This window comes from Stenotrophomonas sp. YJH_SMC_25 (assembly GCF_059369595.1).
Genome location: NZ_JCAFSV010000001.1, coordinates 294,737 through 318,749, shown reverse-complemented (window position 1 = coordinate 318,749; position 24,013 = coordinate 294,737). Strand labels below are relative to the sequence as shown.

Annotated in this window: 19 protein-coding genes and 1 pseudogene; 12 read left to right on the top strand and 8 right to left on the bottom strand. The window is 67.8% G+C overall.

Features of this window, described 5'->3' with window-relative positions:
• Positions 1–144: 144 nt before the first annotated feature.
• Together AC5P7E_RS01515 and rnd are read right to left on the bottom strand one after the other, a co-directional pair.
• Positions 145–306 carry a hypothetical protein gene (locus AC5P7E_RS01515; RefSeq protein ID WP_224119244.1) on the bottom strand — a complete coding sequence of 54 codons (162 nt, stop codon included), beginning with the start codon at positions 304–306 and terminating at the stop codon, positions 145–147.
• 131 nt (positions 307–437) lie between these two features.
• On the bottom strand, positions 438–1,517 hold the full coding sequence (rnd, locus tag AC5P7E_RS01510; protein ID WP_049395553.1) for a ribonuclease D: 1,080 nt from the start codon (positions 1,515–1,517) through the stop codon (positions 438–440).
• Between the two features lie 84 nt (positions 1,518–1,601).
• Between rnd and AC5P7E_RS01505 the strand changes: the two genes are divergently transcribed.
• Together AC5P7E_RS01505 and AC5P7E_RS01500 are read left to right on the top strand one after the other, a co-directional pair.
• A complete protein-coding gene (locus tag AC5P7E_RS01505) occupies positions 1,602–3,494 on the top strand; it encodes a formylglycine-generating enzyme family protein (RefSeq protein WP_329761643.1) in 1,893 nt (630 codons plus the stop codon).
• Positions 3,495–3,582: 88 nt separating this feature from the next.
• Positions 3,583–4,479 carry a M48 family metallopeptidase gene (locus AC5P7E_RS01500; protein WP_005410400.1) on the top strand — a complete coding sequence of 299 codons (897 nt, stop codon included), beginning with the start codon at positions 3,583–3,585 and terminating at the stop codon, positions 4,477–4,479.
• Positions 4,480–5,030: 551 nt separating this feature from the next.
• Here the strand turns inward: AC5P7E_RS01500 and xseA are convergent.
• Positions 5,031–6,362, bottom strand: a complete 1,332-nt coding sequence (gene xseA / locus AC5P7E_RS01495) for an exodeoxyribonuclease VII large subunit (RefSeq protein WP_114618889.1) — start codon at positions 6,360–6,362, stop codon at positions 5,031–5,033.
• A 44-nt stretch (positions 6,363–6,406) separates the two neighbouring features.
• Positions 6,407–7,477, bottom strand: coding sequence for a tRNA epoxyqueuosine(34) reductase QueG (gene queG, locus AC5P7E_RS01490; RefSeq protein WP_033834693.1), 1,071 nt, complete (start codon positions 7,475–7,477; stop codon positions 6,407–6,409).
• 23 nt (positions 7,478–7,500) lie between these two features.
• Here queG and AC5P7E_RS01485 point away from each other — a divergent pair, with 23 nt between their 5' ends.
• From AC5P7E_RS01485 to AC5P7E_RS01460, 6 genes are all read left to right on the top strand, one after another.
• The gene (locus tag AC5P7E_RS01485) at positions 7,501–8,985 is read left to right on the top strand and encodes an NAD(P)H-hydrate dehydratase (protein WP_099484827.1); all 1,485 of its coding nucleotides are present in this window, start codon (positions 7,501–7,503) and stop codon (positions 8,983–8,985) included.
• Positions 8,982–9,464, top strand: a complete 483-nt coding sequence (gene tsaE, locus AC5P7E_RS01480) for a tRNA (adenosine(37)-N6)-threonylcarbamoyltransferase complex ATPase subunit type 1 TsaE (protein ID WP_114618891.1) — start codon at positions 8,982–8,984, stop codon at positions 9,462–9,464. Before AC5P7E_RS01485 ends, tsaE begins: the two co-directional genes overlap by 4 nt.
• Before the next feature lie 82 nt (positions 9,465–9,546).
• Complete coding sequence (locus AC5P7E_RS01475) at positions 9,547–11,109, top strand: N-acetylmuramoyl-L-alanine amidase (RefSeq protein ID WP_099484826.1); 1,563 nt, start codon at positions 9,547–9,549, stop codon at positions 11,107–11,109.
• A 165-nt stretch (positions 11,110–11,274) separates the two neighbouring features.
• A complete protein-coding gene (mutL, locus tag AC5P7E_RS01470) occupies positions 11,275–13,179 on the top strand; it encodes a DNA mismatch repair endonuclease MutL (RefSeq protein WP_062606511.1) in 1,905 nt (634 codons plus the stop codon).
• Positions 13,180–13,190: 11 nt separating this feature from the next.
• Positions 13,191–14,120 (top strand): DUF1684 domain-containing protein, encoded by a 930-nt coding sequence (locus AC5P7E_RS01465; protein WP_005410393.1) that lies wholly within the window; start codon positions 13,191–13,193, stop codon positions 14,118–14,120.
• Between the two features lies 1 nt (position 14,121).
• On the top strand, positions 14,122–15,078 hold the full coding sequence (locus tag AC5P7E_RS01460; protein WP_062606513.1) for a TraB/GumN family protein: 957 nt from the start codon (positions 14,122–14,124) through the stop codon (positions 15,076–15,078).
• Between the two features lie 72 nt (positions 15,079–15,150).
• Here the strand turns inward: AC5P7E_RS01460 and phaR are convergent, their stop codons facing one another.
• From phaR to gluQRS, 3 genes are all read right to left on the bottom strand, one after another.
• Complete coding sequence (phaR, locus tag AC5P7E_RS01455; RefSeq protein ID WP_049451648.1) at positions 15,151–15,684, bottom strand: polyhydroxyalkanoate synthesis repressor PhaR; 534 nt, start codon at positions 15,682–15,684, stop codon at positions 15,151–15,153.
• Between the two features lie 182 nt (positions 15,685–15,866).
• On the bottom strand, positions 15,867–16,607 hold the full coding sequence (phbB, locus tag AC5P7E_RS01450; protein WP_114618892.1) for an acetoacetyl-CoA reductase: 741 nt from the start codon (positions 16,605–16,607) through the stop codon (positions 15,867–15,869).
• Positions 16,604–17,545 carry a tRNA glutamyl-Q(34) synthetase GluQRS gene (gene gluQRS / locus AC5P7E_RS01445; protein WP_114618893.1) on the bottom strand — a complete coding sequence of 314 codons (942 nt, stop codon included), beginning with the start codon at positions 17,543–17,545 and terminating at the stop codon, positions 16,604–16,606. Before gluQRS ends, phbB begins: the two co-directional genes overlap by 4 nt.
• A gap of 93 nt (positions 17,546–17,638) precedes the next feature.
• Here gluQRS and htpX point away from each other — a divergent pair, with 93 nt between their 5' ends.
• Positions 17,639–18,505 (top strand): protease HtpX, encoded by an 867-nt coding sequence (gene htpX, locus AC5P7E_RS01440; protein WP_005410387.1) that lies wholly within the window; start codon positions 17,639–17,641, stop codon positions 18,503–18,505.
• Between the two features lie 671 nt (positions 18,506–19,176).
• On the opposite strand, the gene AC5P7E_RS01435 is transcribed toward htpX, so the two are convergent.
• Positions 19,177–20,004, bottom strand: a complete 828-nt coding sequence (locus AC5P7E_RS01435) for an inositol monophosphatase family protein (protein WP_005410386.1) — start codon at positions 20,002–20,004, stop codon at positions 19,177–19,179.
• 120 nt (positions 20,005–20,124) lie between these two features.
• Between AC5P7E_RS01435 and AC5P7E_RS01430 the strand changes: the two genes are divergently transcribed.
• From AC5P7E_RS01430 to AC5P7E_RS01420, 3 genes and pseudogenes are all read left to right on the top strand, one after another.
• On the top strand, positions 20,125–20,895 hold the full coding sequence (locus AC5P7E_RS01430) for an RNA methyltransferase (protein WP_005414025.1): 771 nt from the start codon (positions 20,125–20,127) through the stop codon (positions 20,893–20,895).
• 46 nt (positions 20,896–20,941) lie between these two features.
• A pseudogene (locus AC5P7E_RS01425) lies at positions 20,942–21,875 on the top strand (phosphate/phosphite/phosphonate ABC transporter substrate-binding protein).
• The gene (locus AC5P7E_RS01420) at positions 21,872–23,998 is read left to right on the top strand and encodes a putative bifunctional diguanylate cyclase/phosphodiesterase (protein WP_062607456.1); all 2,127 of its coding nucleotides are present in this window, start codon (positions 21,872–21,874) and stop codon (positions 23,996–23,998) included. Before AC5P7E_RS01425 ends, AC5P7E_RS01420 begins: the two are co-directional and overlap by 4 nt.
• The last annotated feature ends 15 nt before the right edge of the window (positions 23,999–24,013 follow it).

The following is a 24,013-nucleotide window of genomic DNA, read 5'->3' as shown; positions in this document are numbered from 1 at the left end:
TTGAAGGTGAATCCCGTCACCCGGAACAGGCGTTCGCGTTGCGGATCGTCCATGTGCAGCGGAAAGGCAAGCAGCAGCTCGGGCCGGTAGGCGAGTGTGCCCTGGCCCTGTCTCTACGCCTCGATTCCGGGAAATAGCCGTGCATCAGGCGTGCGGATGCAGCCAGGGTTCGAGCTTGTCCTGCTCGCTGGCAACGGGGGCCTGTTCGATCAGGCGTGCCGAAAGCGCGAGGTAGTGAACCGAACGGGCCAGGTCCAGCCCGCCCGTCAGTGCCGCGTAGGCGTTGAGCTGGCTGCTGCGATCCATGCAGGAGTGTCGCCGGCCAGCAGCGTGACGATCGTCCATCGCAATACGCCGGAAGAGGGCCATGCAGGCACGCAGCAATGTCCTTGTCGAGCATTGGCAGGGCCGCCCCGCGAGGCGGCCGATGCGGGTTGCTAGTTTCCCGGCAGCAGCGCCTGCAGGCGCGACTCCAGTTCCTGCTGGCGCCAGCCGGCCAGTGCGGCGGGCCATTGGCGACGTTCCAGATAGCTTTCCAGGTGCTTGCGCGAGGCAAGGATGCCATCTGGCAGTCCCAGCTCGCGGCTGCGTTCGGCCACGGCATCCTGCAGCTTCTTCAGCGCCTGCTTGTTGCTGTCGTTGGCCGGCAGCGCCAGCGGCGCGTCGGCTTCGTCGGCCAGCGGCGTGGACAGCGCCTGCCACACGGCGCCGGCCAGTTTGCGCGGTGCCTTTGGGAACTGCTCGAACAGCTTGCCCAGCGCTGCCTCGTCGGCCGGAGGTGTGCGCGCCAGAGTGGCGGCCAGTTCGTTGTCCAGGATCCAGCTTCGCGGGCGGTCGCTGCTGCGTGCCTGCACATCACGCCAGCGCAGCAGGCGCAATAGGCGGTGCTGCGCGGCGTCATCAAGGAACTGTGCCGAGCGCATCGCCAGGTGCGGCCAGCGATCTTCATCGTTGGCGACGCTGGCCAGCAGGCGCTCGCCATCGTCGTGCAACCACTGCTGGCGGCCGAGCGCCTGCAACCTGGCATCAATGGCGTCGTGCAGTGCGAACAGGTGCTCGACATCGTCGGCGGCGTACTGCAGCTGCGACTCGGACAGCGGGCGGCGCATCCAGTCCGAGCGGGTCTCGCCCTTGGCCAGCGCCACTCCGGTGATCTCCGCCACCAGCTTCTGGTAGCCCATGCCGCCGCCGATGCCGGCCAGTGATGCCCCGATCTGGGTGTCGAACAGCGGTCGCGGTAGCACGCCGCAGGCCCACTTGAAGGCAACCAGGTCTTCGCTGGCGCTGTGCATTACCTTGGTGATGGATTCATCGGCCAGCCAATGCGCAAGCGCCTCGGTCATGCCGGGAATCAGCGGGTCGATGAGCAGGATGTCCTGCCCGACCGCCATCTGCACCAGGGCCAGCTGCGGCCAGAAGGTGCGTTCACGGATGAATTCGGTGTCCAGGCCGATGCGGGTCGGGCGCTGCTGGAAGTACGCATCCAGCTCGGCGGGGGTGGTGATCCAGGTTGCCACGGGTCAGGGCCTACTACTCGGGTTTGCTCAGGCAGGGGAGAATAGCCTAACGTCGGTCCGCGTCTGTGCCGAAGGAGGCTCTGCTTGCGTTTTCCGTTGTCGCCCGTGCTGTGCACCGCCCTGGCCGTGGCCCTGGCCGGCTGCACGCCGTCGCCGTCCGCGCCGGCGGAACGGGCCGCCAGCGAAGAGGCGCGCGCGGCCGAGGGCGCCGACACCGGCGCCAATGCCAGTTCGCAGGCCGGGCAGGGCAGCGTGACCATCGCCGGTGAAGATGCCGCCGAGGACGTACAGCAGTGGACGCCGCCACGGGTGGACCGCCAGGGCCGCAGCCTGGCCCAGTTGCGGCGCGCCGCCGAGCAGGCGTTCGCTGAAGGCCGGCTCTATGAAGATGCGGATGCCGCCATTCCGCTGTGGCTGGCGGTGCAGGAAGAAGACCCGGATGACCGCCAGGCCCGGCTGGGCCTGCAGCGTGCCCGCCAGCGCCTGCAGCAGCAGGCCGACGCCCTGCTGGTGCGGCCGCTGAAGCAGCGTGAGGCGCTGGCCGAGGCCCGCCGCCAGGCGCTGGTGTTGCTGACGCTGGCGCCAAAGGACGAAAAGGTGCGTGCGCTGCAGGGACGGGTGGAGCTTGCCCAGCGTGTGGTGGCTTACAACCGCGCCGGCGAAGAGGACCTGCGCTCGGACCGGATCGGTGAAGACGGGGATGGGGCCATCAGCAACTTCCGTGAGGCGCTGGCACTGGATGAGGACAACAGTCGTGCACGGCAGGGACTGGCCGCAGCCGAAAGCGGGCTGATCCGCCGTGCCGAGGACGCTGCACGCACGCGCGATTTCGCGAGCGCCGGCACCTGGCTGGCCGAAGCCAGCAAAGTGCGCGATTCGTCACCGACGATCGCCGACGCCTTCGAACGCATCGAGCAGATCCGCGCCGCCACGCTGCTGCAGCTGCGTGATGACGGTCTGCGTGACCTTGCCACGCCACAAGGCCTGAAGCCGGCGCGCGAGAAGCTGGCCGAGGCGCTTCGCATCGCTCTGCCGGGTGATGCAGTGGTGGGCCAGCTTCGCGAGCGCATCGACCTGGCCACCCATTACGGGAGCTTCCGGCCGGGACAGGTGTTCAGTGATGCGATGCGCGATGGGGGGCGCGGACCGCAGATGGTGGTGGTGCCCCACGGTGGCTTCCAGATGGGTGCAGGCGATGCCGAGCCGGGCTCGAGTGATGCCGAGCGTCCGTCGCACTACGTGCGCTTCGATCGCGGCTTTGCCATGGCGATCACCGAGATCACCGTCAGCGATTTCGAGCGCTACGTGAAAGCCTCCAATGCGCGCCCGCGCGCGACCCGGCGTGGCCATTCGGTGGTCTACGACGAACGCAGCGGCAATTTCATCCGCCGCAGCGGCGTGGACTGGCGTTCCGACTACGACGGCGGTCGCGCGCTGGGCAACTCGCCGGTGATGCACGTCAGTGTGCGTGATGCCGAGAATTATGCGGCGTGGCTGTCCGAGCAGACTGGCCGCAGCTACCGGCTGCCCAGCGAAGCCGAGTTCGAGTACGCGCTGCGCGCTGGCAGCAGTGGCCGCTATCCGTGGGGCGATGCCGGCGTGCCGCCGCCAGGCAGCGGCAACTTCACCGGCAGCAAGGACGTTTCGCCTTCGGGACGGCACTGGCACAACGCGTTTATCGGGTACGGCGATGGCTGGTGGGGGCCGGCGCCGGTGGCCAGCTTCCAGGCCAATGCCTTCGGTCTGCACGATATGGGCGGCAACCTCAGCGAATGGGTGGCCGACTGCTGGCATGCCAGCTACCGCCGCGCACCGTCCGATGGCGTCGCCTGGTTCAATCCGGGCTGCCGGTCGCGGGTGATCCGCGGTGGCAACTGGGCCAATGCCCCCGAGCAGACCCGCGCGGCCTGGCGGCAATCCCAGGATTCGGATACCACCAACGCCCGCATCGGCTTCCGCCTGGTGCGCGGCATCTGAGCGGCACCCGGCTTCACCCGCTGCGGGCAGCGGCGCACTAAGATTGCGCCGTGCCCGCCAGCCGGCGGGGCCAGCAGGAAGTCCCCCGATGCGCAACGATCCCTTCTCCCGCTCGTCGCAAGGCCCACAGCGGCGTGGCCTGTTCGGCAACATCCGCTGGTGGGTGCTGCTGCTGGCCGCCGCCTATGCGCTGTTCTACTGGTTCTCCAACCGCACGGTCGATCCGTACACCGGCGAGAAGGTGATGATCGACAGCAGCCTGGACGCGCGCCAGGAAACCGCGCTGGGGCTGCAGGCCTACCAGCAGATCCTGTCGCAGGAACGGCCGATGGACCCCAATGCACCGATCGCGCGCGATGTGCGTGACATCGCCCAGCGCCTGATTGCCAAGGTCGATGTGGTGGAGACCGCGCTGGCCCAGGAGCACGGCGTGCAGCCGGCGCATTTCGCGCGGGATTTCCAGTGGGAAGTGAATGTGATCCCGTCCGACCAGGCCAATGCGTTCTGCCTGCCGGGCGGCAAGATGGCGGTCTATACCGGGCTGGTGCCGGTAGCACGCACCCGCGATGCGATGGCGGTGGTGATGGGGCATGAGATCGCCCATGCGCTGCTGCGCCATGGTGCACAGCGCATGGCCCAGCAGAAGCTGACTCAGATCGGGCAGGTGGCCGGCGCCGCCAGCGGCATGGATGCGCAGCAGCAACAGATGATGATGTCGGCGATGGGCTATGGCTACCTGCTGCCGTATGCGCGCAGCCACGAGACACAGGCGGATGAAGTGGGGCTGATGCTGGCCGCAGCGGCGTGCTTCGATCCCCGCGAGGCGGTGCCGCTGTGGCAGCGCATGGGCCAGGCCAGCGGCGGCCAGTCGCCACCGGAGTTCGCCTCGACCCATCCGAATCCGGGCACCCGCATCCAGAACCTGCAGGCGCTGATGCCGAAGGCGCTCGAGTACCGGCAGAAGTTCTGCGAGCAGGCAAAGTAGGGGGGGGGCGGGAGGGCTTGCAGCCCTGCACCTGCCGAAGCCAGAGCAACAGCAACAGCAACAGCAACAGCCGAAGCAAAAGCTGGCTATCCGTGGGATGGCGGGGTGGGTTCGGTTGCGGGAGACGCCGTAAACCCGTCCATGGGGGCTTGGCCGCGGCATCCATGCCGCGGACACTCCCGCAACCGGATCCACCCCGCCTTCGACAGATGTCCGCGATCTGCCGGAATGGCGCTTGGGGTCAGATCCGTTTTCCGCAGGAAAACGGATCTGACCCCGAATTGATTCGATATCTGAAAGAGATTCATCCACGCATGGCGTGGATCTACCGACCGTCATCGGGACATTGTCGAGGGTGGGGCGGTGTGGCTGTGCAGGACCGTTGGCGCCATGGATGGCGCCATCGAGCCCCCAGGGATGGGTTTACGGCGTGTCCTGCACAGCCACACCGCCCCGCCAAACCATCAGCAATCCAGAGCCGCTTTGGCTGTTGCTTCGGCCGTTGCTTGAAGCCTCTGCAGGTGCAGGGCGCAGCCCTGCCGAGCAACCCTCTACTTGACCTGCACGTCGATCACGCCGTCGCCAACGCGGGCCTGCAGCGCGTCACCGGGCTGCACCTGGTTGACCTTCCGTACCAGCGTGCCATCGTCAGTGCGGGTCAGGATGCTGTAGCCACGGGCCACGGTGGCCAACGGGCTGACCGCTTCCAGTGAACGCGCCAGTCCGCGCAGTCGCAGTGCATCGCGCTCCAGCAGGCGCTGCATCGCTGCCTGCGGCCGCCCGCGCAGGGCGGTCAGGCGGCGCTGCATCGCGTCGAGCTGGCGTTGCGGATGGTGCCCGCGCAGTACCGCGGCCGCATGGCGCAGGCGTGCGGCACGGCGCTCCTGCTGCTGGTTGAAGACCGCATGCAGGCGCCGGCCCAGATCGAGCTGACGGCGGCGCAACAGGTCCAGCCGCGCCTGCGGGCTCTGTGCGTTCAGGCGCAGCAGGGCGCGGTCGGCACGCTGCATCGCCTGCTGCATCGCATGCCGTTGCAGCTGCACCATGCGCGCGGCCGTACGGCGCAGGCGCAGGGCCAGTTCGCGCTGGTCCGGTACCAGCAGCTCGGCTGCCACCGACGGCGTTGGTGCGCGCAGGTCGGCGGCAAAATCGCTGAGGCTGAAGTCGGTTTCATGGCCCACCGCCGACACTACCGGGGTGCGGCTGGCGGCGATCGCGCGGGCCAGTGCTTCATCGTTGAAGGCCCACAGGTCTTCCAGTGAACCGCCGCCACGGGTCAGCAGGATCACGTCGTAGCGGCCACTGGCATCGGCGGCCTGCAGCAGGCGGGTGATCTGTGCAGCGGCGCTGCTGCCCTGCACCAAGGTCGGCAGCAGGTCCACTTCCAGCAGCGGGAAGCGGCGGCCGAGCACGCTCAGCACGTCGCGCACGGCGGCGCCGGTGGGCGAGGTGATCACCGCCAGGCGCTGCACGTGCGCCGGCAACGGCCGCTTGCGTGCCGGGTCGAACAGGCCTTCGGCTTCCAGGCGTGCCTTCAGCTCTTCGAACGCGCGGCGCAGCGCGCCTTCGCCGGCTTCCTCCATATGGTCCAGCACCATCTGGTACTCGCCACGGGCGTCGTACAGGGTCACCTTGCCGCGCACCAGCACGCGCATGCCTTCGCGCGGCACGAACTTCAGGTACTGCGCCTTCATCCGGAACATTGCCGCGCGCAGCTGCGCACGTGCATCCTTCAGGGTCAAATACAGATGCCCGGAGGCGGGACGCGCCACGCTGCCCAGTTCGGCCTCGACCCAGATCGCCGGGAAGCTGCCTTCCAGCAGGTCGCGGGCCAGGGTGTTGAGCTGGCTGGGGGTGAGGATGTCGTTGTTGCGTGGCTGCATGGGAACGGCGTGCTGCGGGCGGAACGGGGGCTCAGGATCGCACGTCAGCGCACCCTGTGCTGGTCCAGCGCCCATTGCACGTGTTCGCGCACCAGCGGCGAGGGATCATCGACGCGGGTATGCAACGCGGCCAACGCTTCGGCCGAGGACGGTGCATTGCCCAGTGCCACGGCGATGTTGCGCAGCCAGCGTTCATGGCCGCTGCGCCGGATCGGGCTGCCTTCGGTACGGCGCAGGAATTCAGCTTCGTCCCAGGCAAACAGCTGGTCCAGACGGGCAGTGTCGAGGTTGTTGCGCGCGCGGAAATCGGCTTCGTCGGTACGCTTGGCGAACTTGTTCCAGGGGCAGACCAACTGGCAGTCGTCACAGCCGTAGATGCGGTTGCCGATCAACGGCCGCATGTCTTCGGGGATGGCACCGTCGTGCTCGATGGTCAGGTAGGAAATACAGCGCCGCGCGTCCAGCCGCTGCGGGCCGGTGATGGCCTGGGTCGGGCAGACATCGATGCAGCGCGTGCAGGTGCCGCAGTGTGCCGTGGCCGGTGCATCGATCGGCAGCGGGATATCGATGTAGATCTCGCCGATGAAGAACCAGGAGCCGCCATGGCGGTCGATCAGGCAGGTGTGCTTGCCGATCCAGCCCAGGCCGGCATTGCGCGCCAGTGCGCGTTCCAGCACGGGCGCCGAATCGACGAACACGCGGTAGCCCAGCGGTGCCACTTCATCGTTGATCTGCGTGGCCAGCTTCTGCAGGCGGTTGCGCATCAGCTTGTGGTAGTCGCGGCCCAAGGCGTAACGGGCCACGTAGGCGCGGCCCGGGTCGGCCAGGGTTGCCCAGGCTTCGGTGTCGTCCTTGTGGCTGTAGTCCATGCCTACCGAGATCACCCGTACGGTGCCGGGCAGCAGCTCGGCCGGGCGCGCGCGCAGGGTGCCGTGGCGCGCCATCCAGTCCATCGTGCCGTACAGGCCCTGGCCCAGCCAGTCGGCCAGGTGCGCCTCATCCTCGCCCAGCTCGATGCCGGCGATACCGCAGCGCTGGAAGCCATGCGCACGCGCCAGTTCGCGGATGCGCTGCACGGCCTGGGCCGGATCGACAGGGATGGGGGCGGGGGACATGTGCACCAGTATAAAATCCCTGCATGGCCAACCTTGCCGATCTTTTCGATTCCGCTGCCGCGCGTGCGCTTGATGCGCAGGCTTCGGCGCTGGCCGCCGAGGGTGGTTGGGGCCTGATGGCGCAGGCCGGCCAGGCCGCCTGGCAGTGCCTGCTGCAGCATTGGCCGCAGGCGCAGCGGATCGGCGTGGTGGTCGGAGCAGGCAACAACGGCGGCGACGGCCTGGTGCTGGCCCGCCATGCACGGAAGGCCGGGCGCGCGGTGACGGTGATCGCCTTGCCGGGCAAGCCACCGGCGACGTCGCTGGCACAGCGTGCAGCATCGGAATTCACGTCCCACGGCGGCACCATCACCGATTTCGACGGCGGGCTGCCCGAGGCCGATATCTGGGTTGATGCCCTGTTCGGTCTGGGCTTCGACCGTGCGCCGGAAGGTGTGGCGCAGGCGCTGATCGCCGCCCTCAACGCGCAGACGGCACCGGTTCTGGCGCTGGACGTCCCCAGTGGCGTCGATGCCGACCGGGGCGCCGTACCGGGCGAGGCGGTGAAGGCTGCTTTGACCCTGCAGTTCATCGTGCCGCATCGCGGGCTGTATACCGGCGATGCGCTGGATCATTGCGGGCGGAAGGCGTTGGCGCCGCTGCAGCTACCCACGGCCGCATGGCAGGGCGTGTCACCCGCCGCAGAGCACTGGACCCAGGCTCGCTTGCCGGCACTGCTGCCGCCGCGTCGTGCCAATACCCACAAGGGCGAATCCGGGCACGTGCTGTGCGTCGGCGGCAACCATGGCAGCGGTGGGGCCATCGCGATGGCGGCCGAAGCGGCACTGCGTGCCGGCGCGGGACTGTTGAGCCTGGCCACCCGGCGCGATCACGTCGGCCCGTTGCTGGCTCGGCTTCCCGAGGCGATGACCCATGCGCTTGAAGATGGCGATGTGCTGCCGGCGCTGCTGGAGAAGGCCAGGGTGGTGGCGATCGGCCCCGGCCTGGGCCAGGACGAATGGGCACGCGCAATGTTTGCGCAGGTGCTGGACAGCGACAAACCGCTGGTGGTTGATGCCGATGCGCTGAATCTGCTGGCGCAGGATCCGCGCGCGCTGCCGGAGGCGATCCTTACGCCACATCCGGGCGAGGCCGCGCGCCTGCTCGACTGCAGTACCGCTGACATCCAGGCCGATCGCTACCGCTGTGCGCAGGCGTTGGCCGAGCGCTTCCACGCCGTGGTGGTGCTGAAGGGCGCGGGCAGCATCGTGACGGCGCCCGGGCAGGTGCCACGGCTGATTGCTGCAGGCAACCCCGGCATGGCCGTGGGGGGCATGGGCGACCTGCTCACCGGCATCATTGCCAGCCTGCGCGCGCAGGGCCTGGCCGCCTTCGACGCTGCCGCCACTGGCGCACTGCTGCACGCGCTCGCCGGCGACGCTGCGGCCGCCGACGGCGCGCGCGGCATGCTTCCCACTGATCTGCTGGTGCCGCTGCGGCAACTGGCCAACCCGGAACGCTCTTCATGACTGAATTCTTCCTTGCCGACAGCGATGCCACCGAACTGCTCGGGCAGTGGCTGGCGGCGACCCGACCGCCGCAGGCGCTGATCGAACTGCGCGGCGACCTGGGCGCCGGCAAATCCACCACCGCACGCGCACTGCTGCGCGCGCTGGGCGTGCAGGGCGCGATCCGCAGCCCCACTTACACCCTGGTCGAGCGCTATCCGCTGGCCAGCGGTGGCGAGGCCTGGCACCTGGACCTGTACCGGATCGGCCAAGCCGGCGAACTCGATTTCCTGGGCCTGGACGAGGGCAGCGCGGTGTTGTGGCTGGTGGAATGGCCGGAACGCGGCGCTGGCGCGCTGCCGCCGACCGACCTGGTGGTGGCGTTGGAGATCGAGGGGCAGGGGCGTCGCGCCCGTCTCACCGGAGCCAGCGACGTCGGACATGAGTGGCTGAAGCGGCTTCCCCAAGAGGGCGACTTGCAGGCCATTTCTGTCGGCTGACGAGAACAAAGACCGGCAGGTTACGGATTATTAAGGAAAAAGGTGTTGCATTCCGTTCAGCGCGGTGATTGAATCCTGAGCCATGCGCCCGGGGAACCGTCTCATCGCTATCTGTGCCGCCGTCGGACTGGGTCTGGCGAGCGTCAGTGCGTGGGCCGGTGAAGTCCGCCAGGTCCTGCTGAATACCGGCGCCACCGGCACCCGTGCCGAGATCTCGCTGGTCGGCAGTGGCGGCTACAAGACGCTTTCTCTGGCCAGTCCGAACCGTCTGGTGGTCGACTTCCCTGACTCCAGCGCCATACGCAACCTGAAGATGCCGGCTGCGCAGGGCGTGGTCACGGCGGTGCGTACCGGACAGCCGGTGCCGGGGACCTTCCGTGTCGTTTTCGACCTCGCTGAATCGGTGGCGCCGTTCCGCCCGCAGATGCAGCGGGAGGGCAATGAATCCAAGCTGGTGATCGAATGGCCGGGCGATGGCCCGGCCATGGCCGCCAGCCGTCCGGCAGCGACACCGGCGGTGCAGCCGCAGGCACCGGTGGCGACGCCCGCGCCGACCCCGGCTGAAAGCGCACAGTCGCGTTCCGATGCCGCACGTGCGACCGCACTGCTGACCGCGCAGGTGCGGCAGCAGGCCAGTGCCACTGCCGCCGCACCGGCCACGCCGACCCCGGCGCCGTCCACCGCGCCGGCCCAGGTTGCGGCGGCCGGTACCGTGGCCAGCAGCTCACCTTCTTCCTCGCCGGCCGCGATCCTGGCCGGCCAGCGCACCGCCGCCGTGGTGACCACGCCGCCGGCTACCGTGCCTGCACCGGCGCCGACGCCGGTGGAACCGCCGCGCCCGGCCATGCCCAGCGATGCCTCGCGCATCCGCATGCAGGCCGGCATGCGTCATCTGGTGGTCGCCATCGATCCCGGCCATGGTGGCCAGGATCCCGGCGCGATCGGCCCGACCGGCAAGCGCGAAAAGGATGTCACCCTGGCGGTGGCGCGTGAGCTGGCCCGCCAGGTCAATGCGACGCCGGGCCTGAAGGCCTATCTGACCCGCGACAGCGACGTGTTCATCCCGCTGCCGATGCGTGCGCAGAAGGCACGTGCAAACAAGGCCGACATCTTCATTTCGATCCATGCCGACGCGGCCGAAAACCGTTCGGCCACTGGTTCGTCGGTATACGTGCTGTCGACCAAGGGCGCCTCTTCGCAGCGCGCCCGCTGGCTGGCGGACAAGGAAAACGCGGCCGACCTGGTGGGTGGCGTGCGCCTGCAGCAGACCGAAGGCACGCTTGCCAACGTGCTGCTGGACCTTGCCCAGAGCGGTTACATGAAGGCATCTGAAGATGCCGCCGGCCACGTGCTGGGCGGCCTGAAGCGGATCGGCAACAACCACAAGCCGAACATCGAACGTGCGAACTTCGCCGTGCTGCGCACCTCGGACATGCCGGCGATGCTGGTGGAAACCGCGTTCATCTCCAACCCGGACGAAGAGCGCCGCCTGATCGACCCGGCCTACCAGCGCAAGATCGCCGGCGCCGTGCTCGATGGCGTGCACACCTTCTTCAGCCGCCAGCCACCGCCGGGCACGCTGTACGCAGCCCGTGCCCAGGCCGAGATCGACGCTGCCGGGACCATGGCCGGCGGCAGCAAGTAACCCGCCGAAGGCAGGTTACTGCTTTCTGTAGCGTCGACTGTCAGTCGACTACGCGCGCAGCGCGGGGTTTTCGCCGCCCGGCGGAGGGCAGTCGACTGACAGTCGACTCTACACGGGGCGGCTCCGCTATCATCAACCCATGAAGTCTGCTGCCCATCCTCTCCCATGAGCGCGCCCGGACCGCGCCCGATCCGGCCGTTGCCGGAAATCCTGATCAACCAGATCGCCGCCGGCGAAGTGGTCGAACGTCCTGCGTCAGTGGTCAAGGAGCTGGTCGAGAACGCGATCGATGCCGGTGCCAGCCGCGTTGATATCGATCTTGAAGAGGGTGGTGTCCGCCTGATCCGCATCCGCGACAATGGCAGTGGCATCGCGCCGGAACAGCTGCCGCTGGCGGTCTCGCGCCACGCCACCAGCAAGATCGCCGATCTGGACGACCTCGAATCGGTGGCCACGCTCGGGTTCCGTGGCGAAGCGCTGCCGTCGATCGCCTCGGTCAGCCGCTTTACCCTGTCCTCGCGTCGCGCGCATGACGAACACGGTTCGGCACTGCAGATCGAAGGCGGCAAGATCGGCGAAGTGACGCCACGTGCGCATGCACCGGGCACCACGGTGGAAGTGCGCGAGCTGTTCTACAACGTACCGGCGCGGCGCAAGTTCCTGCGCGCCGAGCGTACCGAACTGGGCCATATCGAAGAGTGGTTGCGTTCGCTGGCGCTTGCGCGACCGGATGTCGAGCTGCGCGTGTCGCACAACGGCAAGGCCTCGCGCCGCTACAAGCCGGGCGATCTGTATTCCGATGCGCGCCTGGCCGAAACGCTGGGCGAGGATTTCGCCAACCAGGCCGTGCGCGTCGACCACAGTGGTGCCGGCCTGCGCCTGCACGGCTGGATCGCGCAGCCGCATTATTCGCGCGCCAGCGCCGACCAGCAGTACCTGTACGTCAACGGCCGTTCGGTGCGCGACCGCAGCGTCGCCCATGCGGTGAAGATGGCTTACGGCGATGTGCTGTACCACGGCCGCCAGCCAGCCTATGTGCTGTTCCTCGAGCTCGACCCGACCCGCGTTGACGTCAACGTGCACCCGGCCAAGCACGAGGTTCGCTTCCGTGATTCGCGGCTGGTGCACGATTTCGTCTACCGCACGCTGAAGGACGCGCTGGCTGATACCCGCGCCGGCATGTCGGCGCAGGAGATCGGTGCGGGTCCGGTGCATCCGGTGGACGCCGCTGCTGCACCGATGACATCGAGCGCGGGCGCATCGGGTTTCGGGCTGGCGCGTGGACCTGCGCCCGGTGCCGGCTCGGGTGGCGGTGGTGGTGGTTTTTCCGGCTGGCGCCCGCAGCAGCCCCTTGGACTGCAGGTGGCCGATGCACCGGCGGCCTATGCCGCGCTGTATGCCGCACCGGCCGGTGCCGAACGCGGTGCTGCGCTGCCGCCGATGCCGGCCGAGAACGGACTGCCGGTGACCAGTGCCGACGCCGGCGTACCGCCGCTGGGCTACGCGATCGCGCAGCTGCACGGCATCTACATCCTGGCCGAGAACGCAGAAGGCCTGATCGTGGTCGACATGCATGCCGCGCACGAGCGCATCGGCTACGAGCGCCTGAAGAACGCGCACGATGGTATCGGCCTGCAGTCGCAGCCGCTGCTGGTGCCGATCACACTCGCCGTGGGCGAGCGCGAAGCCGACACCGCCGAAAGTGAAGCCGAAACGTTGGCGGCGCTCGGCTTCGAGGTGACCCGTGCCGGTCCCGGATCGCTGCACGTGCGCAGTATTCCAGCGCTGTTGGCGCATGCCGAACCGGAGGGGCTGCTGCGCGATGTGCTGACCGACCTGCGCGAGCACGGCCAGAGCCGCCGCGTGGCCAGCGCACGTGACGAACTGCTGTCGACAATGGCCTGTCACGGTGCGGTGCGTGCCAACCGGCGCCTGACCGTGCCGGAAATGAACGCGCTGCTGCGCGACATGGAAATCACCGAACGGTCTGGCCAGTGCAACCACGGCAGGCCGACCTGGGCCCGTTTTTCGCTGGCGGAGATCGACCGCTGGTTCCTGCGCGGACGTTGAGGGGAGCATCGATGCGTTATCGGGGAATGGGCGGCCTGCTGGCCGCCTTGCTGTTGGCCGCGTGCAGTCCGGCAACACCGCCGGCGCCGAAGGTTACCGAAGATCCGGCCTATGCGGCCGCGCAGCAGCAATGGCGGGTGGCCCGCTACCAGGACCTGACCCGGCCCGATGGCTGGACGGCCCTGGTCGGCCTGCACTGGCTGCAGAACAAATCACACTTCGTCGGCAGTGGTGCCACCAACGGCATCCGCCTGACGGTTGGCCCGGACAAGCTGGGCCTGCTGCGTCGCGAGGGCAGCCAGTGGTGGTTCACGCCCGAAGCCGGTGTGGATGTCAGCCATGATGGCCAGCCGGTGCGCGGCCGTATCCGCATCGACACCGACAAGGATCCGCAGCCAACCCTGTTGGCCTTCGACGGTGGCAAGGGCCAGCTCAGCATCATCCGGCGCGGGCCGCGCGATGCGCTGCGGGTCAAGCATGCCGATGCGCCGGCGCGCCGTGATTTCGCCGGGCTGGAGTACTGGCCGGGTGGCCCGGACTGGCAGGTGCAGGCACGCTTCATCCCGCATCCGGCGGGCAAGACCCTGCCCATTGTCGACATCACCGGCCTGACCACCGAGATGCCCAATGCGGGTGCGGTCGAATTCGAACGCGACGGCCGCACATGGCGGCTGGAGGCGATCGGAGCCACCGGGCAGCCGCTGTTCCTGATCTTTGCCGACCGCACCAGTGGCCGCGGCAGTTATCCGGCCGGGCGCTACCTGGATACCGATGCGCCGGCAGCCGACGGCACGCTACGCATCGATTTCAATCATGCCTACAACCCGCCGTGTGCATTCACCGCCTATGCCACGTGCCCGCTGGCGCCGCCGGAAAACCGGCTGGACCTGCGCATGGAAGCGGGCGAGAAGGCCTACCACCTGTCTGAAGGAGAGGGCTGAGATGCCGTTGAAGGGACTGTTCCGTGCAACGCTGCTGATGGCAGCGTTTGCAATCGCACCGCTGGCACCGGCGCGCAATGCACCGGCCACCGACGCCGCGGCCACGGCGGCGGCCAAGCCGCCGGTGCCGCTGCTGTGGAAGGTGACCGGCCCGGGTGATTCACGCGTATACCTGCTTGGATCATTCCACCTGTTGAAACCGCAGGACTACCCGCTGTCGCCCGATGTCGAGCAGGCCTTCGAGGCCTCGCAGCGGGTCGTGTTCGAACTGTCGCCGGAGGACATGCAGTCGCCGCAGCTGGCCAGCCGCATGGTGCAGGCTGCAGTGCGCACCGATGGCAGCGAGCTCAAGCGCGATCTCGACGCGGCCACCTGGCAGAAGCTGCAGGCGTTCGCATCCGAGAACAAGCTTCCGTTGGCACAGATGCAGGGCATGAAGCCCTGGTTCGTCGGCCTGAGCATTTCGGTTGGGCAGATGCAGAAGATGGGCCTGGACCCGGCGCTGGGCCTGGACCGTCATTTCATGGAGCGCGCGCAGAAGACCGGCCGCAGGACCGCTGGGTTGGAAGACATCGATACCCAGATCGGCATGCTCGACGGCATGACCGTGCAGGAGCAGCGACAGATGCTGTCCGAGGCGCTGGATCAGGCGGGCAAGGGCGATGAGCAGGCGCGCCAGCTGCATGATGCCTGGCGGCGAGGCGATGAGCGCGTGTTGTGGACGAAGATGGCCGCGGAAATGCGCCAGCAGTACCCGCAGCTTTACCAGCGCATCAACACCGGGCGCAACGATGCGTGGGTACCGAAGCTGCTGCCGTACCTGCAGGCCGGGCAGGGTGGCACGCTGGTGGTGGTCGGTACGCTGCACCTTCTGGGCGGTGACGGCGTGGTCGAGAAGCTGAAGGCGAAGGGCTACAAGGTCGAACGCGTATGCACGGGGTGCAAATCGAAACGTTGATGCTCCCCCGGGGCACAAAACAAAGCGGCGCGCCATTGGGCGCGCCGTTTTCGTATCTGCCGATACATCGGCTCAGCGGCGGGTCTTGCCGCCGGTGCCGGTACCGGGTTCGTTGGGCTTGTTGCCGGTACCGGTGCCGGTACCCGTGCCACCCGGTCGCGGACCACCGAAACCGGTGCCCATGCTGCGCTGGAATTCCTGCCACAGCTCCAGGTTGCGCTCGGTCAACTGGTTCATCATCGCCCACGGGGTCTGGCCCAGCAGGTTGCCCATCTGCTGGCGGAACTGCTGCTGCTGGTCGAGGAAGACCTGCATGCTGCGCTCCAGGTAGTTGCCCATGAAGCCCTGCAGGGAATCGCCGTAGAAGCGGATCAGCTGGCTCAGCAGCTGGGTGGACAGCATCGGTTCGCCGTCCTGTTCCTGGTCGGCGATGATCTGCAGCAGGACCGAACGGGTGAGGTCGTCGCCGCTCTTGGCGTCACGGACTTCGAAGTCTTCACCGTCCAGGATCAGCTGGCGCACGTCCTCGATGGTGATGTAGCTGGAGATCTCGGTGTCGTAGAGACGGCGGTTCGGATACTTCTTGATGATGCGGGTCGCAGCCATTGAAGCGGTCACTCGTCACAGTAGATGCGAAGCATGGCGCAGTGCAGCAGCCGTTGCAACCGCCTCAGCCCCCGCCAGGCTTGGCTTTCACAGGGGATCATGTTGCGCAACAAGGGTTTGCGTGCTGCGCAGCATGACCATCGGCAGGGGCGGCGGGTGTGCGCCGCCGAGGCCGGCGCGGCTTACCAACCCATATGGTGGCCGCCATTGATGTCCAGGTTGCTTCCGGTGATCCACGAGGCTTCCTCCGCCACCAGGAAGGACACCCCGTAAGCGATTTCCTCCGGCTTGCCGAGGCGCCCGGTGGGAATGTCGGCGACGATCTTGGCGCGCACTTCTTCCGGCACCGCCATCACCATGTCGGTCGCGACGTAGCCGGGCGAAATGGTGTTGACGGTAATGCCGAAGCCGGCGTTCTCGCGTGCCAGCGAGATGGTGAAGCCGTGCATGCCGGCCTTGGCCGCCGCGTAGTTGGCCTGGCCGTACTGGCCCTTCAGGCCGTTGATCGAACTGATCTGGATGACCCGGCCCCAGCCGCGGCGGCGCATGCCCTCGATGACCGGGCGGGTGACGTTGAACACCGAATTGAGGTTGGTGTTGATCACATCGTGCCACTGGTCCGCGCGCATGCGATGGAACGTGGTGTCGCGGGTGATGCCCGCGTTGTTGACCAGGATCTCGACCGGGCCCAGCTCGGCCTCGACGGCGCGCACCAGCGCTTCGGCGCTGCCTGGATCGGAGACATCGCCCGGGAAGATCGACACGCTGGAGCCGCGTTCGGTCATTGCCTGCTGCCAGGCGCGGGCCTTGGCCTCGTCGCGGTAGTTGGTGGCGACCCGGTGGCCCTGGTCGGCCAGGCGTTGGCAGATGGCGGTGCCGATGCCGCCGGTTCCGCCGGTGACCAGTGCGACGCGAGATGTCATGGAGTGTTGTCCGGGTGTCGGGTGGGGGAAGGGGGATTCTGCAACATCGGCGCGGAAAGTGCGCCGGCTGGCAACAGGATGTCGGTCCGCGGCAGTCGTGCCGGGTCGAAGGCCTGCCGAGCGGTGGCCAGCAGCGTATCCAGGTCGTGCGCAGGTTCCAGCGCCCCAGGTGCCTGGCCGAGCAGCTTCCAGAGCTGGCGCAGCACGGGCAGCGGGTGCGAACTGTCCACCGGCAGCGCCGCCAGCGACTTGGACAGTTTGTGGCCCGGCGCATCCAGCAGCAGCGGCAGGTGCCAGTAGCGCGGCACCGCCAGCCCCAATGCCTGCTGCAGCAGGATCTGCCGCGCGGTGGAGTCGAGCAGGTCGGCGCCGCGCACCACTTCGGTCACTCCTTGTACGGCGTCATCGACCACCACCGCCAACTGGTAGGCCCAGCAGCCATCGGCGCGGCGCAGCACGAAGTCGCCGACTTCGGCGTGCACGTCCTGCTGCTGCGGGCCGCGCAGGCCATCGTCGAAGTGCACGATGCTGCCCGGTGGCACGCGGAAGCGGACGGCAGGGTCCGGTCGAGGTTGCCGGGCGATGCAACGATGGTGGATGCCGCCGTTGGCGGCCAGGTCGCTGCGGCTGCAGTGGCAGACAAAGGCCTGGTCGCTGGCCAGCAGCACGTCCAGCGCGGCCTGGTAGGCCTCGCCGCGGGTGCTCTGCCAGAGGATCGGGCCATCGTGGACCAGGCCGAACGCTGCCAGCGCCTGCAGCTGTGACTCGGCGGCGCCGGGCACGGTGCGTGGTGGATCGACGTCTTCGATGCGCAGCCGCCACAGGCCGCCGTTATGTCGCGCGAGCAGCCAGCTGCCGAAGGCGGCGAGCAGGGATCCGGGATGGAGCAGGCCGGTCGGCGAGGGCGCGAAACGACCGCAGGGAATGGGGGAGGTCATGCTGGCTGAATCGTCGGTCAGGTTGGCGCTTGAATTCAAGCTGACCACACCGCAAATTGACCGGTATCGACCCCTTCCGAGCCGGATTTTCCCATGTTTACCCGCATTGCCCTGTTCCTGGCGACCAACTTCGCGGTCCTGATTCTCGCCAGCATCGTGATGTCGTTGCTCGGGGTCAATCCAAGCCAGATGAGCGGCCTGCTTGTCATGGCCGCGATCTTCGGCTTCGGTGGCTCCTTCATCTCGCTGCTGCTCTCCAAGTGGATGGCCAAGCGCTCCACCGGTGCGGTGGTGATCACCGAGCCGCGCAACCAGACCGAGCGCTGGCTGCTGGCCACCGTCGAGCGCCAGGCCAAGGCGGCCGGTATCGGCATGCCCGAAGTAGCGGTGTACGAAGGCCCGGAGATCAACGCCTTCGCCACTGGCGCCAACCGCAACAACGCGCTGGTGGCGGTGTCCACCGGCCTGCTGCACAACATGAGCGAAGACGAGGCCGAAGCGGTGCTGGGCCACGAGATCGCCCACGTCGCCAACGGTGACATGATCACCATGGCGCTGCTGCAGGGCGTGCTGAACACCTTCGTGATCGTGCTGGCCCGCGTGGTCGGCGGCATTATCGACAGCGCGCTGTCGGGCAACCGCGAAGGCGGCGGCCGTGGCTTCGCCTATTACATCATCGTGTTCGTGCTGGAGATGGTGTTCGGCCTGTTCGCCACCATGATCTCGATGTGGTTCTCGCGCCACCGCGAGTTCCGCGCCGACGCCGGCGGTGCCTCGCTGGCCGGCCGCCAGAAGATGATCGCCGCGCTGGAGCGCCTGCAGCTCAACCACGGCCAGAGCACGCTGCCGACCCAGATTGCCGCTTTCGGTATTGCCGGTTCGACGGCGAAGAAGCTGTTCATGAGCCATCCGCCGCTGGAAGAGCGCATCGCCGCGCTGCGGGCGTCGACGGTGGCGTAAGTCTCCGTACTTCTACGGTAGTGCAGGAACGCCTGGCCCCGCGCCGGGCGTTTTTGTTTGCGCGGTGCATTGCTGATGCCGGATCGTGCCCGGGGGATCGTTTCCGCGCCTGCGGGGAGGTGTCACTTTCTTTGCTCGTGCAAAGAAAGTAACCAAAGAAACACGCCGCCGGGGCGCGAGCCGATGCTGCGCATCGGTACCCTGCGCTCCTCGGCCCGTCGAGGGACGGTGCGGGAACTCGCTGCGCTCAGACACCCGCACCTCTTCGCCCTCGCCGGACCTGCGGTGCTCGGCTCGCTCAAGGCGGACCCAACGTCAAATGCCACAGCTGCACCCAGTAGATCCACGCCACGTGTGGATGCTGTCGATCTTGATCTTGATCTTGATCTTCCAGTCCGCCTTGAGCGAGCCGAGCATCGCAGGGGAATCAGGGGCGAAGAGGCGCCGGTGTCTGAGCGCAGCGAGTTCGGCGCCGTCCCCTGATTCACCGAGAAGCGCAGGGTACCGGCGCGTAGCGACGGCTCGCGGCTGGCGGAGCGTTTCTTTGGTTACTTTCTTTGCGCGCAAAGAAAGTGACACCCCTCCGCGGTCGCGGAAACGACTCTCCGTGCGCGCAAACGAAAACGGCACCCTCGCAGGTGCCGTCTCCATGAACCGCTTTACGCGAAACCTCAGAACTTCGCGTCGAATTCTGCCGCGTAGCCAGTGTTCACCAGCACCTTCTGCAGCGACTCGGCCACCTTCAGGTTGCCGGCAACGATCTGGTGGGTCTCCGGGCCACGGTTGTCCATCCGGCCCAGGGTCGCGCCCTTGAAGTCGCAGACCTTGCCACCCGCCTCGCGGACCAGCAACAGCCCGGCAGCGATGTCCCACGCCTTCACGCCGGCTTCGAAATAGGCGTCGGCGCGGCCGCAGGCCACGTAGGCCAGGTCCAGCGCGGCCGAACCGGTGCGGCGGATGTCCTCAGCCTGGACCAGCAGGGTGTCGACCGACTTCAGCTGCGCGCTGGCGCGGCTGCGTTCGCGCGGGGCGAAGCCGGTGTGGATCATGGTGCCTTCAAGATCCTTGCGGTCGGCCACGCGGATGCGGCGGTCGTTCAGCACGGCGCCGGCGCCACGGCTGGCGGTGAACAGTTCATTGCGCAGCGGATCGAAGATGACGGCATCGGTCGGCTCGCCGTTCTCGACCAGGGCGATCGACACGCAGTAGTGCGGCACGCCGCGCAGGTAGTTGCTGGTGCCATCCAGCGGGTCGATGACCCACATCTGGCGGCGCTCGCCCTGCACGCCACCTTCTTCACCGAAGATGCCGTAATCCGGGTAGGCGCGCTTGAGTTCCTTGACGATGACCTTTTCCGCGTCCGCATCCACTTCGCTGGCGTAGTCCATCCGGCCCTTCTGCACCACGTTCAGTGCCTCGAGCTTGTTGATGTTGCGCAACAGGACGTTGCCGGCGAGGCGGGCGGCCTTGACCATGACGGTGACGGCGGGTTTCTGCATGGCGTGGGCTCCCGGAAAGGCAGAAGAGATGGACTGGCGGGGGAAAAGAGCGGGTCCGGCGCAGTGGCCGGCCGCACAGTTTACCATTGGTCATCGTCCAGCTCGACCTTTTCCCTGTTCATGTCCCAGTTTCCCGCCGCCACCCGCCTCCGATTCGTCCTGGTCGGTACCCAGCACCCCGGCAACATGGGGGCTGCCGCCCGCGCCCTGAAGACCATGGGCCTGGCCCGCCTGGTGCTGGTCGCCCCCGAAAAGCCGCTGGACGAGGAGGCCTTCCGCCGCTCGGCCGGTGCCGAAGACGTGCTGGGGGACGCTCCGGTGGTGGCCACCCTGGCCGAGGCCGTGGCGGATTGCCGCCTGGTACTGGGTTGCACGGCCCGTGCCCGCCGCGTCCAGCTGGAGGAATACCTGCCGGCCGACGCTGCCGCCCGTGCGGTGGCCAAGGCGGGCGAAGGTGCCGAGGTCGCACTGGTATTCGGCCGCGAGCGTACCGGCCTGACCAACGAGGAGCTGCAGCTCTGCCACGCCGCAGTGCACATCCCGTCAGACCCGGAGTTCAGCTCGCTCAACCTGGCCGCCGCCGTGCAGGTGCTGGCGTACGAAACGCGCATGCAGCTGCTGGGCGCGCAGCCGGCCGCCGACGCCGAGCCGGGCTTCCGCGAACAGGCCGCCAGCCATGAGCAGATGGAGAGCTTCTTCGCCCAGCTCGGCGACACCCTGGACGAGATCGATTTCCACAAGGGCCGCGCGCCGGAATCGGCGATGCGCAAGCTGCGCCGCCTGTTCCTGCGCAGCGAGCCGAGCGAGCAGGAAGTGCGCCTGTTGCGCGGCATCCTCGCCGATACCCAGCGCATGGCGCGTCTGGCCCAGGCCGGCAGCAAGGACAGCTGACGACGTTCTCATTTTTTCGGGTAGTCTGTCTGGATACCCAGGGGGGATGACGTCTGTGTCGGGTCTGCGAAAGGCAATGCAGGGGGGGACTGCTGAGCCTGGCCATGGTCCTGCTGGCCGGAGCCGTGCATGCAGCACCGGATCCGGTGCTGGTGCTGGGCCGGATCAGCGATGACCCCCAGGCTCACTACGAGCAGCTGCAACCCCTGCTGGACTACGTGGTGGCGCGCATGCATGACGTCGGCATCCAGGAGGGGCGGGTACTGATGGCCCGCGACCCGCAGCAGATGGCCAGCTATCTGCGGCGGGGACGGGTCGACTGGGTCACGGAAACCTCCGGTACGGCGGTGGCACTGGGCCAGCGCAGTGGTGCGCGGCCGCTGCTGTTGACCGAGCGCAACGGGGTGCGCGAATACCAGACGGTGTTCTTCGTGCGCAGCGACAGTCCCATCCAGCGGGTGCAGGATCTGCGCGGCCATCGCCTGGCCCTGCAGAACACGGCATCCACCAGCGCCTACCTGGTGCCGGTGATGACCCTGCTGAACCATGGCCTGTCGCCGCAGATCCTGGCCGGGGTCTGGGACGTGCCAGGGCGTGACAGCGTGGGGTATGTGTTCGCGCGCAGCGAGTTGAACATCGCGACGTACGTGCACAAGGGGATGGCGGATGTGGGGGCGGTGAGCAGCGTGGACTGGAACGACGAGCGGCGGGTGCCGGCTGCATTCCGGCGCGATTTCCGCGAACTGCTGCGTACCGAACCCTATCCGCGTGCGGTGGAGATGGTCCGCGCCGACCTCGATGCCCGGGTGCGCGACCGCCTGCAGGAAGTCCTGCTGCAGGCAGCCAGCGACCCGCAGGCACAGGGCGCGTTGCATCGGTTTTTTGGCACTTCCGGTTTCCACCGTGTCGATGCGCATGCGCAGCAGCGGTTGGATGAATTGAAACAAGGATTGACGCGCGTGCGGATGGAAGTGGAATGAAGTGGCTCGGCTCGGGGATGCAGGCCCGGTTCCTGCTGGCGATGGGCGGAGCGATGGTCGTGGTGGTCGCCATTCTGGCGGTGCTGCTGGGGCGCCAGACGGCGATGCAGAGCGAGGTGCGCACCCTCAGCGGTGGCGTCATCCATGAATTGTTCGACCGCAGCGTGCGCAGCCGCGGCGAGGCGATGGCGCGCGAGTTGTCCGATGCGCTGGCCAACCCGCTGTATTACCGCGACCTGGACCAGGTCGGCGTGCTGGTGCGCAGCACGGCGCGACAGCCGGTGGTGCGCTATGTACTGGTGTTCGACGAGCGCGGCCGGCTGGTGCACGACGGCTCGGTCGAGGTCCCGGGATTCGGCCAGCCGATGGGCGATCCCCTGGCACCCAAGGCTGCGGCGGCGCAGGCCTTGCTGGTGCAGGAATCGCCGAAGGTGCTGGACAACACGATGCCGATCATGGTCGGCAACCAGCGCATCGGCGGCGTCCGCGTCGGCATGGCGCTGGACGAAGTACAGCAACGCGAGCAGGCGGCCAACGCCACCCTTGGCGAGCGCCTGCAACTGGTCGGCAGCCGCCACCTGGGTTGGTTGCTGCTGATGCTGGGGTTGCTGGTGGTGATCGGCGTGGTGGTGATCCTGTACGTGCAGCGCACGCTGGTCGCGCCGATCCGCGATCTGGCCGCGGCCGCGCGCCGCATCGAGGCCGGTGACTACCAGACGCCCCTGGCCGAGAACACCCGTGACGACGAAGTGGGTGAGCTGGTGCGCGGCTTCGCCCGCATGCGCGATGCGATCGCCCGCCATGACCGTGAAGTGCGGCGCATGGCCTATACCGACGCGCTGACCGGGCTGACCAACCGGCTGGCATTCCGCGAAGCGCTGGACCATCGGCTGATGGCCGCGCGTGCCGCCAATCACCGGTTGGGCCTGCTGTTCGCCGACATCGACGATTTCAAGCGGGTCAACGACACGCTTGGCCATGAGGCCGGTGACGAGGCGTTGCTGCAGTTCGCACAGCGCATCGGCCGCGCCGTTGCGGAGGCAGGCGGCGACGAGGCCCTGCTGGCCCGCTTCGGCGGTGACGAGTTCGTGATCCTGGTGGGCGACGGTGATGTGGCCGCCAACGCGCGGCTGCTGGCCGAAGTGCTGGTGCGCGAGCTGGGCAGGCCGCTGGTGGTGCAGGGCAGGGAGCTGTTCCTGGGCACCTCGATCGGCGTGACCCTGTTTCCCGACGATGCGGCCGATGCGACCACCCTGTTGAAAAACGGCGACATCGCCATGTACCAGGCGAAGATGGCCGGCAAGAACTGCTATCGCTACTACAGCCGGGCGATGGACCACGCGGTCGAACGTCGCGTGCATATGGAACAGGAGCTGCGCGGGGCCTGGGAGCGCGGCGAACTGCGCCTGGCCTACCAGCCGATCTTCCGCATGCGCGACCGCCGCATGGTCGGCGTCGAAGTGCTGCTGCGCTGGCAGCATCCGACCCTGGGCACGATTCCGCCATCGGTGTTCATCGAGGTGGCCGAGCAGAGTGGTCTGATCGAGATCATCGGCCCGAAAGTACTGCGTGCGGCCTGCATGGAGGCCTCGCAGTGGCCGCGCGGGGCGGCCGGCGACGACCTGTTCGTGTCGGTGAACGTGTCACCGCGGCAGCTGCGCGGCGGCGAACTGCCGGCGCTGGTCGCGCAATGCCTGCATGAGTCCGGGCTGCCAGCGTCGCGCCTGCATCTGGAGCTGACCGAGACCGCGGTGATCGGTGACGAGATGGTCGCCGCGCAGCTGCTGGACAAGCTGCACCGCACCGGCGTGAAGGTATGGCTGGACGACTTCGGCACCGGCTTCTCCGGGCTCAGTCATCTGCGCCAGGTGCCGGTGGACGGCGTGAAGATCGACAAGAGCTTCGTGGCCGACATGCAGCGTGATCCCGACGACCTCGCATTGACCACGGCGATCATCGCCATGGCCCACGCGCTGGGCATCACGGTGGTGGCCGAGGGCATCGAGCAGCAGGCGCAGTTCGAACTGCTGGCGCAGCGCGGCTGCGATCTGGGGCAGGGCTACTGGCTGAGCCACCCGGTCACCGCCACCGAAGTGGTGCGGATGATCGAATCGGGCGTTTGACCGATTGACGTTGTG